The organism is Demequina litoralis (assembly GCF_030418455.1).
GTDB classification, from domain to species: domain Bacteria; phylum Actinomycetota; class Actinomycetes; order Actinomycetales; family Demequinaceae; genus Demequina; species Demequina litoralis.
Map to the genome: position 1 here is coordinate 27,786 of NZ_JAUHPW010000008.1, position 17,980 is coordinate 45,765.

A 17,980-nucleotide genomic window follows, 5' to 3' on the forward strand; every position below is an offset into this window, starting at 1 on the left:
TCAGCGGGACCTCCGGTGGAGGACCGTCGAGATGGTGACGGCGATCACGAGCACGCCTCCGTAGAAGACGGAGGACACCCAGGTGGTGCCGCCGAGCAGCTGGAGGCCCAGCACGCCCGTCGCCAGGAAGTACACGGCGATCCACGTGCCGAGCGGGTTGAAGCGCCCGGGCTGGAGGATCGCGGTACCGAGGAAGGTCGCCGCGAACATCGGCAGCAGGTAGCTGTGGGACACGGCCGGGTCGTAGCCCCCGGAGGCCGCCGCGGTCAGCACGCCGCCCACACCCGCGATCGCGCCGCCGGACACGAAGGCGAGGAAGCGGATGCGGGTCACGGGCACCCCCGCGAGGCGGCTGACCTCGCGGTTCGCGCCGACGAAGCGCATGTTCCGGCCCAGCGGCGTGAACTCCAGGATGTAGAAGAACCCGAGCATCAGCAGCAGGCCCAGGTAGAAGCTGAGCGGCAGGCCGAAGACCTTGAACAGCGCGATCTTGGAGAACGCGATCGGGAGGCCCGCGACCGTGGTGAGGTTCGCCGCCCACAGCGCGATGCCGGTGAGGAACGTTCCCATGCCCAGCGTCACCACGATGGTGTTGACCCCCACCTTGACGACGAGCCAGCCGTTGACCACCCCGACGAAGGTCGAGGCCGCGATCGCGATGAGCGCCGCCACCCACACGTTCCACCCGTGGGTGACGGTGAGCACCGCGACCAGCGTCGCGGAGAGCCCGAAGTTCGAGGCGAGCGACATGTCGACGAATTCGCCGACGATGATGGTGCACAGCAGGCCGGCCGCCAGGAAGACGAGCGCCTGCTGGCTGCCGAAGATCGTGGCGAAGGTGCCCGCGTTGGCGAACGTCTCGGGCAGCAGCGCGGCGTAGAGGAGGGTCATCGCCGCCCAGACGGCGATCACCGCGTAGCGGGCCGGCCCGCGGCCGCCCACGAGCCACGACGGCAGGCGTCGCCGCGTGGCGTTCGATTCGTGCTCGGCCGCCGTGTCGGCGACCTCGGCGCCCCGCGGCGCCTCGGTGGTGGACGTGTCCGTCATGCTGCAGCTGCTCCGTTCGTCGCGCCTTTGCGATCCCCGCACCTCGATGTGCGGCCGGTGTGTCGAGCCCTGGAGCCGGGCGCCGACCTCATTGCCGTGCGCAACTCCGTGTACGTCATCGTATGTGAACAGGCAACTGAAAACTAGAGGGTCGTCGAGAGACTTTGGTCCCAGTTCGGCAACATCCCCCCAGTCAGGGCCCGCACACGGGCGCGACGGCGCGCCCGAGGATGGCTGCACAGGCTGCGAGAGCCCCTGAGATCGCGCGCGATCCCTCCCGCGGAGGCGCACAGGCGTGCTACCGCACGCGATGCGGTGAGGCTTCTGCCGCGTCGCACCCGGCGCCCCTCGGCTTCCGCTTCCGCTCCCTGAGAGGTGCTCAGTGCCCGGGATCGGCCGGAACGGGCACTGAGCACCTCAGGGCGCGCGGCGTGCGGGAAGTTGCTTCTTTGAGGGCCCCGGGCGCGTGGGGGGATGCGGGGAGCTGCGGCTCCGAAGCCCCCGGCGCGTGGGCGCGTCGGAGCTCGGGCGTGGCGGCGCGCGAACTCACACATCGCTTCCGCGTATTTCAGCTCAGGCTTGAACAGCCCCCTGAATCGGCTCGCGGAACCGGTTGCCCGCAGGGCTGTTCAAGCGATTCCTGAAATTTGCGAACACGACATACACCTGAGCGCGCCCGACGGGGACGCGGCGAGGAGCCCGCGCGCGCCCAGCGGGGACGCGGCGAGGAGCCCGCGCGCGCCCCACGCGGACGCCGCGAGACCCCCGAGCCCGCCCCACGCGGACGCCGCGAGACCCCCGAGCCCGCCCCACGCGGACGCCGCAAGGCACCCGAGGTGCTGGGAACGCGCGAGCGAGCGGGCCTCAACGAGCGGTGCGGGCCTGGCGGATGTACGCCTTGCCGTAGTCGTTGCCGTTGGGCAGGCGCAGCGTGGTGTGCACGTGGAAGCGCTGCGGCACCCGGTTCGACAGCCACACGCCCGCGTGGTGGTCGAGCTCGCCCAGGAACGACGGCCCGTGGATGCGCAGGTAGAACGGCTGCGATCCGTCGGTAGCGCCGTACCAGGCCAGGTGGGTCTCCGCGAGGTGCGCCTCGACGTCCGCGAGCGCGAGGGCCCGCTGGTCGTCGGGCAGGAGCAGCAGGAAGTCCTCGACGATCCCCCGCAGCAGCGCGCGCTGCGCGGTCGACAGCCGGTCCGCGCGGATCCCCTCGTAGGGGACGATGCGGTTGTCGCGGAAGGCGCCGGCGACGTGCCTCTCGTCGGCGGGGTGCAGGCGGTCCTCGGGCATGGCCGGGTCGAGCACCGTCGCGTACACGACGGCCTCCTCGCGCTGCACCTCCGACAGCGAGGACGCGAGCTCGACCGCGAGCGCCTCGCGGGCCTCGAACAGCGGCGGCCGCTCGCCGTCGGACAGCGCGGGCTCCGCGCCGATGAAGACGGGCGCGATCACCTCGCGGCCGCCCACGAACGCGACGTTGAGCGCGAGGTGGTGGCCGAAGAGCTGCCAGCCCCACGGCTCGGCGACCGAGGGCCGGCCGTACACGGAGATCCAGTACGAGCGGTCGTTCATGAGCGCCGGCAGGCCGGTGAGCTCGCCGAGGTAGCCGTTGAGGCCCATCGCCTCCCGGGCCCGCGCGTAGCCCTGCGGGCTGAGCGAGGCCTCCATGAGCGCGAACGCCGCCTGCACCGACTCCTCGGACAGCTCCTCGAGCCGGACGCCCACCTGATGGATGACGAACTCGGGGTTGGACCACGCGCGCCACTCGGGCGCGTCGAGCGGGTACGCGATCGCGGCCTGGTCGTTCTCGCTCAGCGTGGAGAGCAGACGGCGGGCGGCCCGCACGGGCTCGTCGGCGTTCGGGCGCACCTCGCCGAGCGGCCAGACGCCCTCGCGCACGTGGCCGCCGGCGGTGATGCCGACGAACGGCTCGTCGTAGAGGTCCCTCCACGAGCCGAGCAGGTCCTGGACGAAGTCGGGCTCGCGCTTGCGGCGCGAGAACTCCGCGTAGCCCAGCCCGCGCCAGGGCGCGAGCTTGTCGTCGTCGAGGTCGTAGAGGAAGTCGCGGTACGTGCCCTGGGTGAGGGTGACGGCATCCTCGCGCGTGGTGACGCGCGCGGACGAGAACGAGCCGTCGAGATCGCGATCCTGCTCCATCGTCATGCCTGCTCCTTGTCTCAGGCGCGGCCCTCCGGCCGCGCGACCATGGGCCGCGTGGGCCCCGCCTGGCGCATGTCCGCGGTCGCGGGACGCGCGGGGGACGATGCGGCGGCCGCCGGCGCCGTCGGGCTCGCCGAGGCGGCGGTGCCGCCCGCGCCCTCCGAGGCCTGCGCCGCGCCACGGCGCCGCGCGAGGCGGTCCGCGCGGCGCTGCTCGCGTCCCTCAGGATGCGAGGACGGGCTCGCCGCGAGCAGCGACCGCGTGTACTCGTGCTGCGGGTCGGCGAACACGGCGGACGTGTCGCCCTGCTCGATGAGCTCGCCCTTGCGCAGCACGCCGAGCCGGTGCGCCATGTGACGCACCACGCCCAGGTCGTGCGTGATGAAGAGGTAGCTCACGCCGGAGGCCTGCTGGAGGTCCATGAGCAGGTTGATGATCTGGCTCTGCGTCGACAGGTCGAGCGCGCTCACCGCCTCGTCGCAGATGACGAGCCGCGGCTCGAGCACCAGGGCGCGCGCGATCGCGACGCGCTGGAGCTGACCGCCGGACATCTCGCTCGGGAAGCGCGACAGGTGCGCGTCCGTCAGGCCCACCTGCGCGAAGGCCTCCCGCGCGCGGTCCTGCCGCTCGGCACGGTCGCCCGTCCCGTGGCGCTTGAGCGCATCCGTGACGGCGCGGCCCACGTGGTGGCGCGGGTTGAGCGAGCCGGCGGGGTCCTGGTAGACCGCCTGCACGTCCCGCCGGTAGCTCAGCGGCGTGCGCTCGCCGAGCGTCGCGAGGTCCGTGCCATCGAACTCGATGGTGCCGCCGGCGACCTCGGCGAGGCGCAGGATCGCGCGCCCCGTGGTGGACTTGCCCGACCCGGACTCGCCCACGAGCCCGTAGGTCTCCCCCGCGTCGATGTGGAAGCTCACGCCCTTGACCACCGTGGTGGTGGTGCGGCGCCACGACGAGCCGCTCACCTCGTACGCGACGTCGAGGTCGCGCACGTCGAGCAGGGGGCGGGAGTCCGTCCGGTCGGGGCTCATGCCGGGGTTCACCTCACGATCCATTCGCCGTCCGCGGTCACAAAGTCCGCGAGCGTGGGCAGGCGGTCGACCTCGCGGTCGGCCGTCGGGTGGGCCGCGAGCAGCGCGGCCGTGTACGGGTGGTGGGGGTTCTCGAACAGCGAGAACACGTCGTTCACCTCGAGCAGCTCGCCGTGATAGAGGATCGCGACCCGGTCGCAGGACTCCGCCGCGACGCCGAGGTCGTGCGTGATGTTGACCACCGCCATGCCGAGCGACTCGCGCAGGTCGAGCACCAGGTCGAGCACCTGGCTCTGCGTGGTGACGTCGAGCGCGGAGGTCGCCTCGTCGAGGATGAGGACGTCGGGCTCGCCGGCCAGCGCGATCGCGATCGCGACGCGCTGGGCCATGCCGCCGGAGAACTGGTACGGGTACTGGCTGAGCCGGCCGGCCGCGTCCTTCACGCCCACCATGTCGAGCAGCTCGGCCGCGCGGTCGCGGGCGGCCGCCTTGGACATCCCGTGGTGGACGCGCAGCGGGTCGACGAGCTGGTGGCCCACCGTGTGCACGGGCGACAGGTTCGCCTGCGGGTTCTGGAACACGACGCCGAGCTTCTTGCCGCGGATGGCCCGCATGCCGCGCTCGTCGCGGCCCACGAGCTCGTCGCCGGCGAGCGTCACGGAGCCGCTGTCGACGCGCACGCCCGGGGGCAGCAGCCCCAGGATCGACTTCGCGAGCATCGACTTGCCGGACCCGGACTCGCCCAGCAGGCCCAGCACCTCGCCGCGGCCCACGGTGAGCGAGACGTCGCTCACGAGCGGCACCACCTCCCCGTCGGGCCGGTCGGCGACGATCGACACGCCCCGGACGGACAGCACCGGCTCGGGGTGGGCGGCGGTGGTCACCAACGCCTCGCGGGTGGCGACGGACGATGCGACGGGGACCGGCGCATCGTCCCGCGTGGACGGCACCTGCTCGCGGGCCTCGGCGTCGAGCCGCGCCTGCTCGACCTCGGCGAGCGTGGAGGCGGCGAGGCGGGCGGCCTTGCGGGAGGCCTTGCGCGCCTTGCGGGTCGAGCGCGCGCCCGAGAGCGCATCGTTGATGCCGTCGCCGAGGAGGTTGAAGGCGAGCACCGTCACGACGATCGCGATGCCGGGCGGCAGCGCCATCAGCGGGTGGTCGACCTGGTGCTCGGCGGCCGTGCGGAGCATGCCGCCCCACGAGGGCTGGTCGTCGGGCAGGCCGAGCGCGAGGAACGACAGCGCCGCCTCGACCTTGATCGCGTTGCCGAGGAACACCGCCGCCTGCACGGCCAGCGGGCCGGCGAGGTTGGGCAGCACCTGGCCGAAGATGATCTGCCGGTTCCTGAGCCCGCTGACATGCGCGGACTCGACGTAGAGCTTCTTGCGTTCGGCGAGCGTGATCGCGCGGACCATGCGCCCGAAGTTCATCGAGAAGATGAGGCCGATCGCGAAGATAAGGATCCATACGCCGCGGCCCAGGATCGCGATGACGACGAAGCCGATCATGATGCCGGGGAACGCGTCCGCGAGGTCCATGACGCGCGAGCCGAGGCGGTCGTACCAGCCGCCCTTGTAGCCGAGGATGAGCCCGAACGGCACGCCGATGAGCATCGCGACGAGGACCGAGCCGCCGGCGACCAGCAGCGCGGTGCGCGCCGCGAAGATGAGCTGGCTGAGGACGTCGTGACCGAGGTCGTCGGTGCCGAGCGGATGCGCAGCGGTGGGCCCGGAGAGGACGTTCGAGAAGTCGGTGTCGTCGGGCGCGTACGGCGCGAGCACCGGCGCGAAGACCGCGATGACGACGATGAGCGCGACCGTGAGGATCGCGGCGAGGGTGAGCGGCTGGTGGCGGAGGCGCCTCCAGGCCTGCCGGGGTCCGGCGGCCTGCTTGGCCGCCGGGGTGGTCGCGGCGGCGGGGCCGACTGTCGAGACGGTCATGCGGGCCTCGCCTGGGGGTTGATGAGGCCGTAGCCGATGTCGATGAGCAGGTTGACCGCGATCACCAGGGTCGCGGTGAGCAGGACCACGCCCTGCACCAGCGGGAAGTCCTGGCCGATGACGCTGGTGAGCATGAGGCTCCCGAGTCCGGGGAAGGAGAACACCTTCTCGATGACGAAGCTGACGCCGATCATGATCGCGAACGTGACGCCGGTCGCCGCCAGCACCGGCACCATCGCGTTCTTGACGCCGTAGCGGTAGAGGATCTTCCAGCGCGGCACGCCGGCGGCGGCGAGGGTGTCCGTGTAGGGCGACGCGAGGGACTTCACCATCGCGGCGCGCGTCTGGCGGGCGATGATCGCGCCGCCCGTGAGGCCGAGCGTGAGCGACGGGAGGATGAGGCCGCGCGCCCACAGCAGGGGGTTCTCGCTGAACGGCACCCAGCCGACGATCGGCAGCCATCCCAGCCACGCGGCGAACACCGTGGTGAGGATCATGCCGAGCCAGAACTCCGGGATCGCGATCCCGAAGACGGTGCCGCCGGTGAGCACCCGGTCCGTGGTGGTGCCGGGGCGGGTGCCGGTGATGACACCGACACCCACCCCGACCACGATCGCGACGAGCAGCCCGCCGAAGATCATCGAGAGGGTCGCGGGGAGGCGCTGCGCGAGCATGTCCGTCACCGGCAGCCCGGAGCGGTACGCCGTCCCCAGGTCGCCGTGGAGCAGCCCGCCGAACCATTCGACGAACCTCTCCGGTGCCGGCCTGTCGAGCCCCAGCTGTGCCTCGACCTGGGCGATCGACTCCGGCGTGGCCGAGATCCCGAGGATCGCGGCGGCCGGGCTGCCGGGCACCAGGTAGGTCAGCGAGAACACGATGACCGACACGACGAGCAGCTGCGGCAACGCGAACCCCAGCCGGTAGAGGACGAGCTTCCCCATCGAAACGACTCTCCTAGATGATCTTCAGATGGCGGGCGTCAGGAGCCCGCGGGCCGCAGGTCGCGGTAGTTGATGAGCACCGTCTCGTACGGCTGGCTGGGCACGTCCGCACCCGAGACCGTGTCCGCGTTGATCGCGATCTGCTCCTGCGAGACGATGTGCGCGCACGTGAGCGCCTCCTCGGAGATGATCTTGGTGACCTCGGCCCACAGGGCGTCCGCCTCGTCGCCGGTGCCCGCCGCGATCGCCGCATCGGCCGCCGCCTTCAGCGCATCGGACTCCACGCCGGACGGGTTGCCGGGGGCGTCCGCCGCGAACCAGGACGAGTACCAGTCGTACGGCGTGAGCTCGTCCTGCGAGCCGAGGCCGATCGGGTACGCGCCCGCGTTCCACTCGGTGAAGTACTGCGGCGGCGGGGCCTCCTGGACCGTGAGGTTGAAGCCGAGCTCGCCCATCTGGTCCGCGTAGACCTGGATCTGACGCGTGTTGAACACGGTCGACAGCCAGTCGCCCTCGACCGCGGGGCTGCCGGCGGACGAGTAGAGCTCCTCCGCCATCGCGAGGTCGTGCGAGTAGCCCTCGATGTCGGGGTTGTAGCCCTGCTCCCCCTCGGCGAAGAACTGCGTGCGCGACTCGACATCGCCCTCGAGGTCGACGACCACCTGGGTGTCGAGCGCGTAGCAGGCCGCCTGGCGCACCTCGATGTCCTCGAACATGCCGCCGGGGCCGCGGTCGAAGAACAGCGGGTTGTTGCGGATGGCCGGGTACTGGACGATCTCGAAGTTGCCCGACGACTCGAACGTGGAGAGCTGGTCGAGCTCGGTGTCCGTGACGTCGATCTCGCCGTTGACCATCGCGGTCGTGGCGGCGTTGTCCTCGGTGATCGCGAACAGCTGCACCGTCTCGAAGCCGGGCGCCTCGCCCCAGTAGTCGGCGAACGCCGCGAACGTCATGCGCGTGCCGGCCACCGAGGCCGCCTCGTCGTAGGCCCACGGGCCGGTGCCCACCGGCGCCTGCCCGATGGTGCCGGCCTCGATCGCGGCCGGGCTCACCATCGGCGCGTTTCGCGTCGACAGCGTGGTCAGCATGGACGGCGTGGGCTGGGACAGGTTCAACGTGACCGTGAGGTCGTCGACCACGTCGATCGAGTCGATCACCTGGAACGGGCCGGCGTACGGCCCGGGCGTGTTCTTGACGGCCTCGAGGTTGACCTTGACCGCCTCCGCGTCGAACGGCGTGCCATCGTGGAACGTCACGCCCTCCTGCAGGGTCAGGGTGAGCGCCTCGTCGGTCTGCTCCCACGACGCCGCCAGCATGGGCTGGACCTCGTTGTCGACCAGTTGCGTGAGGTTCTCGTAGGGCACCCGCATGTAGCCGGGCTCGATCTCGGCGCCGGGCGCCCAGCTCTCGGGGAAGCCTCCCCAGTTGACCCGGAGGACCGAGCCGGCGACCTGGCCGCTGGCGTCGGAGGTCTCGGTGGCGGTGGTCGGCTCGGCCGACTCCGCGGCCTCCTCGTCGCCGCCGCTGCACGCGGCGAGCGTCAGGGCGAGGATCGCCGCAGGCACGGCGGCCCTCGCAAAGCGAGTGGTCTGATAGGTCTTCACTGCTGCTCCCGTCTTCGCTCCGTTGCGAATCCGATGCGCCGGGGTGCGCATCTCCCCCGCGACCGTCCCCGTCATCGCGGTCCCACCGATCAACGACTGCGATGTCGGTCGGTGGTCGAAGTCCGGGAACGGCCTCGTGTGCGAAATCGTATGCGGAATCCGATGCATATGGCTAGCGATTCGGCCACGGACTTTGGTCCCGATTCGGTAAAGGTGCCCATTCGTGCGGGAAATCGCCTCGGATCCGGGATACCCCCGGGGAGACCGGCCTGGAATCGTATACGAAATCGCGGTTCCGCTCCCCCGACAGCCCGCGCGGTTTCCGGAGCGACACGCCGGTCGGAACCGGCGCATCGTCCCGTCCTCGCGGCGTGTCGCCGCGAGATCCGTGCGGGCCGTCGGGGAGGGCGGGGCATCAGACCGGGAGGTTGAACATCTTCTTGGCGTTGCCGAAGAGCACCGCCTCGCGGTCCTCGGCGGAGATGTCGAGCTCGTTCTTCACGAAGTCGACGCCCTGGCTCATCCACGAGTAGAAGACGGGGAACGAGGAGCCGAACATGTAGTGGTCCGCGCCGTTGATGCGCAGCGCGGCCTCGACCTGCTCCTTGCCCCACGAGTGCGGGTGGGTCATGTCGAAGAAGATGTTGTTCTCGAGGTACTGCTTGATCGCGTCGCCGCCCGTGGGGTCGAGGCGCTGCATGGCCTCCTTCTTCACCGTCTTGTGCGGCGTGAGCAGCGCCGAGTTGGCGAACCAGTTGCCGCCGAACATCGTGTGCGTGAACTTGAGGTTGGGGAACTTGCCGAACATGCCGGAGAACAGCTCGCGGCCCACGGCGGTCGCCTGGTCCTGGATGCGGCCGAACTCGCGGCGGAAGTTCGTGTAGTCGATAATCGAGCGCCACTCCACCGGCAGCGGCGTGTGGTGGACGATCACGGGCACGTTCAGCTCGTTGATGACGGACAGGTACGGCTCGAAGGCCTCGTCGTCGAGGTAGAGCTGCCCGTAGTGGCACGCGAGCTGGACCGCGACGGCGCCGTTGTCGAGGCAGCGCTTGAGCTCGTCGACGTTGTCCTGGCCGCCCCACGGCGGCACGCACGCGGTCGAGAACAGCCGGCCGCCCGACTTCTTCACGATCTCCTGCGCGTTGTCGTTGACGGCCTTGCAGGTGTCGAGGCGCAGCCACTCCTGCCACACCGGCACGCGCATGATGCCGTAGTCGACGCCCGCGTCGTCCATGGCGCGGAGCTTGGCGTCGACGGAGTAGTCCCCCTCGACGTAGTTGAGGTTCTGGTAGCCCTTGGGCTTCTCGAGGATGAGCTGCTTGCGCCCGTCCTTCATCTCCTTGACGGTCGCGATCTCCCCGAAGCCGCGCGGCGCGGTCGAGAGGAAGCCGTCGAGGATCGTCGGGTTGGAGAAGAGGTCCTCGGGAAGGTGGTGGATGTTGATGTCGATGACTGGCATGGGTGTTCCGTTCGTGCGATCTGATGGCTGATGTCGAGGTGGCGCATCAGCGCACGGGCGGGGCGAGGCTCCGGCCGGGATGGACGCCGCGGGCGAACGGGCCCTGCGGCGGGACGATGCGGCGGTCGCGGCGCGCACGGAGGCCCGGGTGCATCGCGGTGCAGCCGTCTCCGGTCATCGGTCCCTCGCATCGTCGCGTCGGGCGCAGCCGGCGAACCGGCGCGCGATCGTGTGCGAAACACTATGCCATGACGGCGCACGAGGCCAAGGAAACCTCCAGCATGGCACCCGGATCGCTCGCCCGACCGGGACCTTCGACCCCATCGCACTTGAAATCGTGTGCGATGTCTCCTAGGCTCGCCTCACGCTTCACAGTCGAGCGTGGCCGCTGGTCCTCCCGGCGGGGCAGGGACGCCCCTTCGGATCACCCCCGGTACCGCCTCGGCTTCCGGTCCCCGACGGAAGGAACGCGGCGCATGGCCCCGCTTGTCACCCGCGACATCGACTACACCCACGACGGCACCCTCATGAGGGGCCTGCTGGTGGCGCCCGAGGGGGCGGTCGCACGTCCCGGGATCGTGCTCTTCCACGATGCGTTCGGCCTGTCCGAGGACACCATCGCGATCGCCGAGCGGCTCGCGGGCCTGGGCCTGTCGGTCTTCGCCGCGGACGTGTGGGGCGACCGCCTCACCCCCACCGAGGAGAGCGAGATCGGCCCGCTCATCGGCGGCATGGCGGGAGACCGGACGCGGTGGCTGGGACGCGTGGCCGCCGCGCACGAGACGGCCGCGGCGCAGCCCGAGATCGACCGCTCGACGCTCATCTCGATGGGCCACTGCTTCGGCGCCTCGTCCGCGCTCGAGCACCTGCGCACCGGCGGCGACGTCCGCGCGGTCGTCGCCATCCACGCCGGGCTCGACCTGCTCGCGCCGGGCTGGGAGGCCGCCCACTTCGGCTCCCGCGTGCTCGTGTGCACGGGTTCCGAGGACCCGATGGCCACCGCGGAGATGCGCGCGGCCCTCCAGGACGGCCTCGACAGCGCCGGCATCGACTGGGAGCTCGACCTCTACAGCGGCACCCGGCACGCCTTCACCAACCCCAAGTCCGCCCACTCCCCCATGCCCGACGTGGTCGCCTACCACCCGCGCAGCGCCGCGCGGGCGTGGATCGCGACCGAGCGCTTCCTGGGCGAGCTCATCGCCGATCTCGCCCCCGCACCCGCCTGACACCGATCCTCTCGCGCGCCACCCGGGGCGCGGGATACCGACAGAAGAGGACACCATGCTGGATATCGCCATCATCGGAGCTGGCCCCGCAGGTCTCGCCATGGCCCTGCGCCTTCACCAGCAGGGCTTCCGCCCGACCATCTACGAGACCGTGCAGGAGCTCAAGCCGCTCGGCGTGGGCATCGACGTCAAGGTCTACGGCACCAAGGAGCTCATCGAGCTCGGCGTGTACGACCGCTTCAAGGAGATGTCCGTCGACGCCGTCGACTCGATCTTCTTCAACAACCACGGCCAGGAGATCTACGCCGAGAAGTGCGGCGTCCACATGGGCTACGTCAACGAGCAGCGCTTCGTGCACCGCGGCTACCTGCAGATGATGCTCTACGACGTCGTGGTCGAGCGCATGGGCGCCGACACCGTGGTCAAGGGCGCGCGCCTGCTCGAGTACCGCAACGTCGAGGGCGGCGTCGACTTCGACCTCGAGCACCGCGACGGCCGCCGCGAGACCAAGCACGCGGACCTCCTCATCGCGGCGGACGGCATCAAGTCCGTCGCCCGCAAGCAGATGTTCCCCGACATGGCCGAGCCGCACTACTCCGGCATCACCATGTACCGCGGCACCACCCTGATGGAGCCGTTCCGCGACGGCCACACGATCCTCCACATCGGCGCCCCGCAGATCGCGTCGATGATCGTGTACCCCATCGCCGAGAACTTCGAGGGCACCGGCAAGGTGCTGGTCAACTGGGTGGTCGAGCGCGAGCGCGACGAGACGGTCGAGGACTGGAACCAGGTGGGCTCGGTCGACGAGATCCTGCCGTACTTCGACACCGTGAAGATCCCGTTCCTCGACGTCCAGCAGATGCTGCGCGACGCCCGCGAGGTCTACCTCTTCCCCCTCATCCGCCACGACCCGCTCGACAGCTGGCACGACGGCCGGGTGGTCCTCGTGGGCGACGCCGCGCACGCGATGTACCCGCGCGGCGGCAACGGCGCATGCCAGGCCATCGTCGACGGCGGCGCGCTCGCGTCGCGCCTCGCGACCATGCCGGTCGAGCAGGCGATCGAGGAGTTCGAGGCCGCCCGCCTGCCCCAGGTCAACGGCATGGTGATGGCCCACCGCGGCGAGGGCTACGAGGTCATCCGCCGCATGGTCGCGGAGCGCACCGACTGCCAGCCGTTCGAGGACATCGAGGAGGTGCTGCCGATGACGGAGGCGGACGCGATCTTCTCGAAGTACCACGCGATGGTCGGCCAGCCGCGCCCCGGCTTCGAGGCGGGCGAGACCACCGGCTTCCGCACGTGGCAGGTCGAGGAGGCCACCGCCTGATGGACCTCGGGATCGCCGGCCGCGCCGCGCTGGTCGCCGCCTCCTCGCAGGGGCTGGGGCTGGCGTGCGCGACCTCGCTCGCCCGCGAGGGCGTCCGGGTGACCCTCAACGGACGGGACGATGCGCGGCTCGCCGCCGCCGCATCGTCCCTCCGTGAGGCGGTGCCGGGCGCCGACGTGGGCTGGGTGGCCGCCGATCTCACCACGGCGGAGGGCATCGCGGCCATCGTGGCCGCAGTGCCCGAGGCCGACATCCTCGTGACGAACAACGCGGGCCCGCGCCCGGGCGGCTACGAGGGCTGGGACGCCGACGCGCTGCACGGCGCGCTCGCGCAGAACGCGATCCCCGCCGTCGAGCTCATGCGCGCCTACCTGCCGGGCATGCGCGCGCGCCGCTTCGGGCGCATCGTCCACATCACGTCGGCGATGGTGAAGAGCCCCGCCGCGGACATGGGCCTGTCCGCCTCCGCGCGCGCGGCCCTCACCGCGGTGGCGAAGTCGATCTCCAAGGAGGTCGCGCCCGACAACGTCACCGTGAACCAGCTGCTGCCCGAGCGCATCGACACCCCGCGCCAGGAGTTCATGGCGCGGCGCAGGATGGAGCGCGACGGCATCACCCGCGACGAGGCGTACGCGGCGATCGCGTCGACCGTCACCGCGCGGCGGCTCGGCCGGCCCGAGGAGCTGGGCGACGCGTGCGCGTTCCTGTGCTCGGCGCAGGCCGGCTACATCACCGGCCAGAACCTCCAGCTCGACGGCGGCACCTACGAAGGACTGATATGACGGACGTGACCCTGGCGGACCCCGCCACCCGCGAGGCGCTGCTCGCGCTCGAGGAGCGGCGTCGGCGCGCGCTCATCGACGTGGACCTCGACGCGCTCGACGACCTCTACGACGACGCGCTCGTGCACATCCACGCGCCCGGGCTGGTGCACACCAAGGAGATGCTCGTCGAGCACACCCGCACCCGCCGGCCCTACCTCGACATGAGCCGCGGCGACCTCGAGATCCGCGTGCTCGGCGACGTCGCGATCATGACAGGCCTGCTCACCAACCACCTGCGCAACCCCGACGGGACGTCGCGGACGATGTCCGGCCAGGTCACCCAGGTGGTGCGCCGCTGCCCCGACGGCGCGTGGCGCTACCTCAGCTTCCAGATGACCCCCCTCACCGAGCAGGTGTGGGGCGCCCTCCCCTCCGAGAAGAAGGACTGACAGCATGAAGCTCGCCCGCTACCGCATCGGCACCGGGGAGATCCGCCTGGGCCGCGTGGACGATGCGACGGTCACCGAGATCTCCGGCGTCGCCGGCATCGGCTCCTCGCTCCGCGAGATCCTCCCGCACCTGCCCGAGCTCACGGACGCCATCGCGGCGGCCGCGGGCGACACCCACGCGCTGTCCGAGGTGACGCTGCTCGCGCCGGTCGACGACCCGCAGAAGTACCTCGGCATCGGCATGAACTACAAGGAGCACGCCGAGGAGGCGCGCCAGGCCGGGATCCCCATCCCCACGAGCCAGCTGTGGTTCAACAAGCAGACCTCGTGCATCGTGGGCCCGTACGCGGACATCGAGAAGCCGATCGTGTCCGACGCGCTCGACTACGAGATCGAGCTCGCCGTGGTGATCGGCAAGCGCTGCCGCCACGTGGGCGCCGCGGACGCGCGCTCCGTGATCGCGGGCTACATGGTCGCCAACGACGTGTCCGTGCGCGACTGGCTGCAGAAGCGCTCCCCCACGTTCACGCTCGGCAAGTCCTTCGACACGCACGGCCCGCTGGGCCCGTGGCTCACCACCGACGACGAGATCGACAACCCGCTCGACCTGCACATGCAGCTCACGGTCAACGGCGAGGTGCGTCAGGACTTCCGCACCAACGACATGATCTACGACATCTACGAGCAGATCGCCTACCTGTCGACCGTGATGACGCTCATGCCCGGCGACATCCTCGCGACGGGCACGCCCGCGGGCATCGGCGCGCCGACCGGCAACTTCCTGCGCGTGGGCGACGTGGTGCGCGGCGAGATCGAGGGCCTCGGCGCGATCGAGAACACCGTGGTCGCCGAGCCGGCGCTGGGCGGCTGAGCGATGGGCCGGCGACAGAGCATCCAGCTGCCGGGGTTCAGCCACGCGAACCCCATCCCGGCCGCCGCGCGCATCGGGCCCTTCCTGTTCTCGGGCGTGCTCACCGGGCGCGACCCCGTCACGCTCGAGATGCCGTCGTCGCTCGACGCGCAGTGCGTCAACGTCTTCATGCACGTGCGGTCGCTGCTCGCGGCCGCGGGCGGCACCACCGACGACATCGTGAAGATGACGTTCTGGCTCGCCGACTACCGCAACCGCGAGACGCTCAACCGCGAGTGGACCACGCTGTTCCCCGACCCCGAGGACCGGCCCGCGCGCCAGGCCATGGCCGCCACGCTCGACGGCGGCTGCCTCATCCAGTGCGACCTGGTCGCCGTGCTGGAGCACTGAGGCGCGTGTCCGGGACGGCGTCCGGTTCCGGCGCCGCGCCGCCCATGGCGCGGGTGCTGCCGGTGCTCGCGGCGCTCACCGCGCTCGCCCCGCTGTCCGTCGACATCTACACGCCGTCGCTGCCGGCGGTCCAGGAGGAGCTCGGCGGCTCGGACGCGCTCACCCAGGGCGGCGTCACGCTGTTCCTGCTCGGGATCGGGCTTGGCCAGCTCGTCTGGGGGCCGCTGAGCGACCGCTTCGGGCGCCGGCCGGTGATCCTGCTCGGCGTCGCCGGGTGGACGCTGGCCTCGGGCCTCGACGCGCTCGCGACCGGGCCCGAGATGCTCGTCGCGGTGCGGGCCCTCGCGGGGCTGTGCGGCGCGGCCGGGATCGTGGTCGCGCGGTCCGTGGTGCGCGACCTGTCCACCGACACCCACGCGATGGCCTCGCGCATCGGCGTGCTCGCGATGGTGACGTCGATCGCGCCCGTGGTCGCGCCGATCCTGGGCGCCGCGATCGCCGGCGCGTGGGGCTGGCGCGCGGACTTCGTGGTGCTCGCGGCGCTCGGCGGGGTGATGCTGCTGGTCTTCGCGCTGGCCGTGCCCGAGACGCTGCCGCCCTCGCGACGCTCGCAGGGCGGCCTCGGCGCGATCACCGGCGGCCTGGCGCGCGCCGGTGCGAACCGCGAGGTCGCGGGGGCCGCGCTCGCGCTCGGTGCGCACGCCTTCGGCTTCTACGCCTACATCGCCACCGCCTCCTTCGTCGTGGAGCGCGAGCTGGGTCGCTCGCCCGCGGCCTTCGCGCTGGTCTTCGGCACCAACGCGGTCGCGGTGCTCGCGGCCAACATGGTCTTCCGCCGCCTCGTGCGGCGCCGCCATCCCGCCGGGCCGCTCGGGCTCGGCCTCGCGATCTCCGCGGTGAGCGGCGCGGCCCTGTGGGTCGCCGCCTCGCTCGGGGCCCCGGAGCTGCTGTGGTGGCTCGCGTCGATGGGCTTCGCCGCGGGCACCGGGCTCGTGCTGCCCGGCGCGCACTCGTGGGCGCAGGCGACGCCGGTGGCCTCGGGCGCGGCCTCGGCGCTCACCGGGTCCGCACAGTTCCTCGGCGGCGTGCTCGGCTCGCCCGTCACCGGCCTCATGGGCCCCACCGCGGCGCACCTCGGGATCGTCATCGCCCTGGCGTCCACCGCCGCCGTCGCGATCTGGGCCGCCGCCCGCCCGCGCATCGTCCCCACGCCATCCCCGGCCTCCCCGGCCTCCCACCGTCCGGCCGATCCCGGCCCCACGCCCTCCGCTCCCCCACGAAAGGTGGACAGCCATGACCATGACCGTTGAGCACACCCTGCTCACCCGCGTGCCCGACGCCCTCCTCATCGGGGGCCGCTGGCGCCCGGCCTCCGACGGCGCGACGCTGGCGGTGCGCGACCCCGCGACCGGCGCCGTCATCAAGGAGATCGCGTCCGCATCGGTGGAGGACGGCGGCGCCGCGCTCGACGCCGCATGCGAGGCGTTCCCCTCCTGGTCGGAGACCCCCGCGCGCGTGCGCGCCGAGATCCTGCGCAAGGCCTTCGACCTGCTCATGGAGCGCAAGGAGGACTTCGCGCTGCTCATGAGCCTCGAGATGGGCAAGACGCTCGCCGAGGCCCGCGGCGAGGTCGCGTACGGCGGCGAGTTCCTGCGGTGGTTCTCCGAGGAGGCGGTGCGGGCCGTGGGCCGGTACGCGCCGAGCCCCGAGGGGCACGGGCGGATGATCGTGACGCAGCACCCCGTGGGGCCCTGCTACCTCATCACGCCGTGGAACTTCCCGCTCGCGATGGCGACGCGCAAGATCGCGCCCGCGCTGGCCGCGGGCTGCACGGTGGTGATCAAGCCCGCCGAACTCACGCCGCTCACCACGCTGCTGTTCGCGCGGCTGCTCGAGGACGCGGGGCTGCCGCCGGGCGTGGTCAACGTCATCACGACGTCGCACTCCGGGGCGGTGTCGGAGCCCATCATCCGGGACCCGCGCCTGCGGAAGCTGTCCTTCACCGGCTCCACGCCGGTGGGGGTGAGGCTGCTCGAGCAGGCGGCCGGGGGCGTGCTGCGCACATCGATGGAGCTGGGCGGCAACGCGCCGTTCGTGGTGTTCGAGGACGCGGACCTGGACAAGGCGGTCGAGGGCGCGATGGCGGCGAAGTTCCGCAACATCGGGCAGGCGTGCACGGCGGCCAACCGGTTCATCGTGCACGAGTCCGTCGCGGAGGAGTTCGCGCGGCGCGTCACGCACCGGGTCGCGGAGCTGCGGGTGGGGCGCGGCACGGACGAGGGCGTGGAGATCGGGCCGCTCATCGACGACCGGGCCGTCTCCAAGGCGGAGTCGCTGGTGGCGGACGCGGTCGAGCGCGGCGCGCGGCTGCGCACCGGCGGCCACGGCATCGACGGGCCCGGGACCTTCTTCGAGCCGACCGTGGTGACGGACGTGGCGGCCGGTTCGGACATCCTGCGGGAGGAGATCTTCGGGCCTGTGCTCGCGATCGTGCCGTTCTCCACCGAGGACGAGGCCGTGGCGATCGCCAACGACACCGAGTACGGGCTGGTGTCGTACGTCTACACCGAGTCGCTGTCGCGCGGGCAGCGCATGATCGAGCGCCTCGCGACCGGGATGATGGGCCTCAACATGGGCGTGGTGTCGAACGCGGCGGCGCCGTTCGGCGGCTGGAAGATGTCCGGGCTGGGCCGCGAGGGCGGCGCCGAGGGCATCCACGAGTACCTGCAGACCAAGTACACGCTCACCCCGAGCCCGTTCGCCTGACC

15 protein-coding genes are annotated in these 17,980 nt (G+C 71.5%); 8 read left to right on the forward strand and 7 right to left on the reverse strand.

Annotation, left to right across the window (positions count from 1 at the left end):
* The 7 genes from QQX09_RS10650 to QQX09_RS10680 all read right to left on the reverse strand — a co-directional run bounded on the left by QQX09_RS10650 (position 1) and on the right by QQX09_RS10680 (position 10,182).
* Positions 1 to 1,047 (reverse strand): ABC transporter permease, encoded by a 1,047-nt coding sequence (locus tag QQX09_RS10650; RefSeq protein WP_301134448.1) that lies wholly within the window; start codon positions 1,045 to 1,047, stop codon positions 1 to 3.
* 864 nt (positions 1,048 to 1,911) lie between these two features.
* Positions 1,912 to 3,210 (reverse strand): DUF3500 domain-containing protein, encoded by a 1,299-nt coding sequence (locus tag QQX09_RS10655; protein ID WP_301134450.1) that lies wholly within the window; start codon positions 3,208 to 3,210, stop codon positions 1,912 to 1,914.
* Between the two features lie 14 nt (positions 3,211 to 3,224).
* Positions 3,225 to 4,235, reverse strand: a complete 1,011-nt coding sequence (locus QQX09_RS10660; RefSeq protein ID WP_301134454.1) for an ATP-binding cassette domain-containing protein — start codon at positions 4,233 to 4,235, stop codon at positions 3,225 to 3,227.
* Positions 4,236 to 4,243: 8 nt separating this feature from the next.
* Positions 4,244 to 6,175: a dipeptide/oligopeptide/nickel ABC transporter permease/ATP-binding protein gene (locus tag QQX09_RS10665; RefSeq protein WP_301134458.1), complete on the reverse strand. Its 1,932-nt coding sequence runs from the start codon at positions 6,173 to 6,175 to the stop codon at positions 4,244 to 4,246.
* The gene (locus QQX09_RS10670; RefSeq protein ID WP_301134461.1) at positions 6,172 to 7,116 is read right to left on the reverse strand and encodes an ABC transporter permease; all 945 of its coding nucleotides are present in this window, start codon (positions 7,114 to 7,116) and stop codon (positions 6,172 to 6,174) included. The genes QQX09_RS10665 and QQX09_RS10670 overlap by 4 nt, the downstream gene beginning before the upstream one ends.
* A 38-nt stretch (positions 7,117 to 7,154) precedes the next feature.
* A complete protein-coding gene (locus tag QQX09_RS10675) occupies positions 7,155 to 8,681 on the reverse strand; it encodes an ABC transporter substrate-binding protein (protein WP_301134464.1) in 1,527 nt (508 codons plus the stop codon).
* Positions 8,682 to 9,135: 454 nt separating this feature from the next.
* A complete protein-coding gene (locus QQX09_RS10680) occupies positions 9,136 to 10,182 on the reverse strand; it encodes an amidohydrolase family protein (protein WP_301134466.1) in 1,047 nt (348 codons plus the stop codon).
* A gap of 476 nt (positions 10,183 to 10,658) precedes the next feature.
* On the opposite strand from QQX09_RS10680, the gene QQX09_RS10685 reads away from it, so the two are divergent.
* From QQX09_RS10685 to QQX09_RS10720, 8 genes are read left to right on the forward strand one after another with little or no spacing between them, the layout of a single operon-like run.
* On the forward strand, positions 10,659 to 11,408 hold the full coding sequence (locus QQX09_RS10685; protein ID WP_301134469.1) for a dienelactone hydrolase family protein: 750 nt from the start codon (positions 10,659 to 10,661) through the stop codon (positions 11,406 to 11,408).
* A 55-nt stretch (positions 11,409 to 11,463) separates the two neighbouring features.
* Positions 11,464 to 12,738 carry an FAD-dependent monooxygenase gene (locus tag QQX09_RS10690; protein ID WP_301134471.1) on the forward strand — a complete coding sequence of 425 codons (1,275 nt, stop codon included), beginning with the start codon at positions 11,464 to 11,466 and terminating at the stop codon, positions 12,736 to 12,738.
* Positions 12,738 to 13,520 carry an SDR family oxidoreductase gene (locus QQX09_RS10695; protein WP_301134473.1) on the forward strand — a complete coding sequence of 261 codons (783 nt, stop codon included), beginning with the start codon at positions 12,738 to 12,740 and terminating at the stop codon, positions 13,518 to 13,520. The genes QQX09_RS10690 and QQX09_RS10695 overlap by 1 nt, the downstream gene beginning before the upstream one ends.
* Positions 13,517 to 13,951, forward strand: coding sequence for a YybH family protein (locus QQX09_RS10700; protein ID WP_301134476.1), 435 nt, complete (start codon positions 13,517 to 13,519; stop codon positions 13,949 to 13,951). Before QQX09_RS10695 ends, QQX09_RS10700 begins: the two co-directional genes overlap by 4 nt.
* Positions 13,952 to 13,955: 4 nt before the next feature.
* Positions 13,956 to 14,822 carry a fumarylacetoacetate hydrolase family protein gene (locus QQX09_RS10705; RefSeq protein WP_301134478.1) on the forward strand — a complete coding sequence of 289 codons (867 nt, stop codon included), beginning with the start codon at positions 13,956 to 13,958 and terminating at the stop codon, positions 14,820 to 14,822.
* Between the two features lie 3 nt (positions 14,823 to 14,825).
* Positions 14,826 to 15,212: a RidA family protein gene (locus QQX09_RS10710; RefSeq protein ID WP_301134480.1), complete on the forward strand. Its 387-nt coding sequence runs from the start codon at positions 14,826 to 14,828 to the stop codon at positions 15,210 to 15,212.
* 5 nt (positions 15,213 to 15,217) lie between these two features.
* Positions 15,218 to 16,522 (forward strand): multidrug effflux MFS transporter, encoded by a 1,305-nt coding sequence (locus QQX09_RS10715; protein ID WP_301134483.1) that lies wholly within the window; start codon positions 15,218 to 15,220, stop codon positions 16,520 to 16,522.
* Positions 16,506 to 17,978, forward strand: coding sequence for an NAD-dependent succinate-semialdehyde dehydrogenase (locus tag QQX09_RS10720; protein ID WP_301134487.1), 1,473 nt, complete (start codon positions 16,506 to 16,508; stop codon positions 17,976 to 17,978). The genes QQX09_RS10715 and QQX09_RS10720 overlap by 17 nt, the downstream gene beginning before the upstream one ends.
* The last annotated feature ends 2 nt before the right edge of the window (positions 17,979 to 17,980 follow it).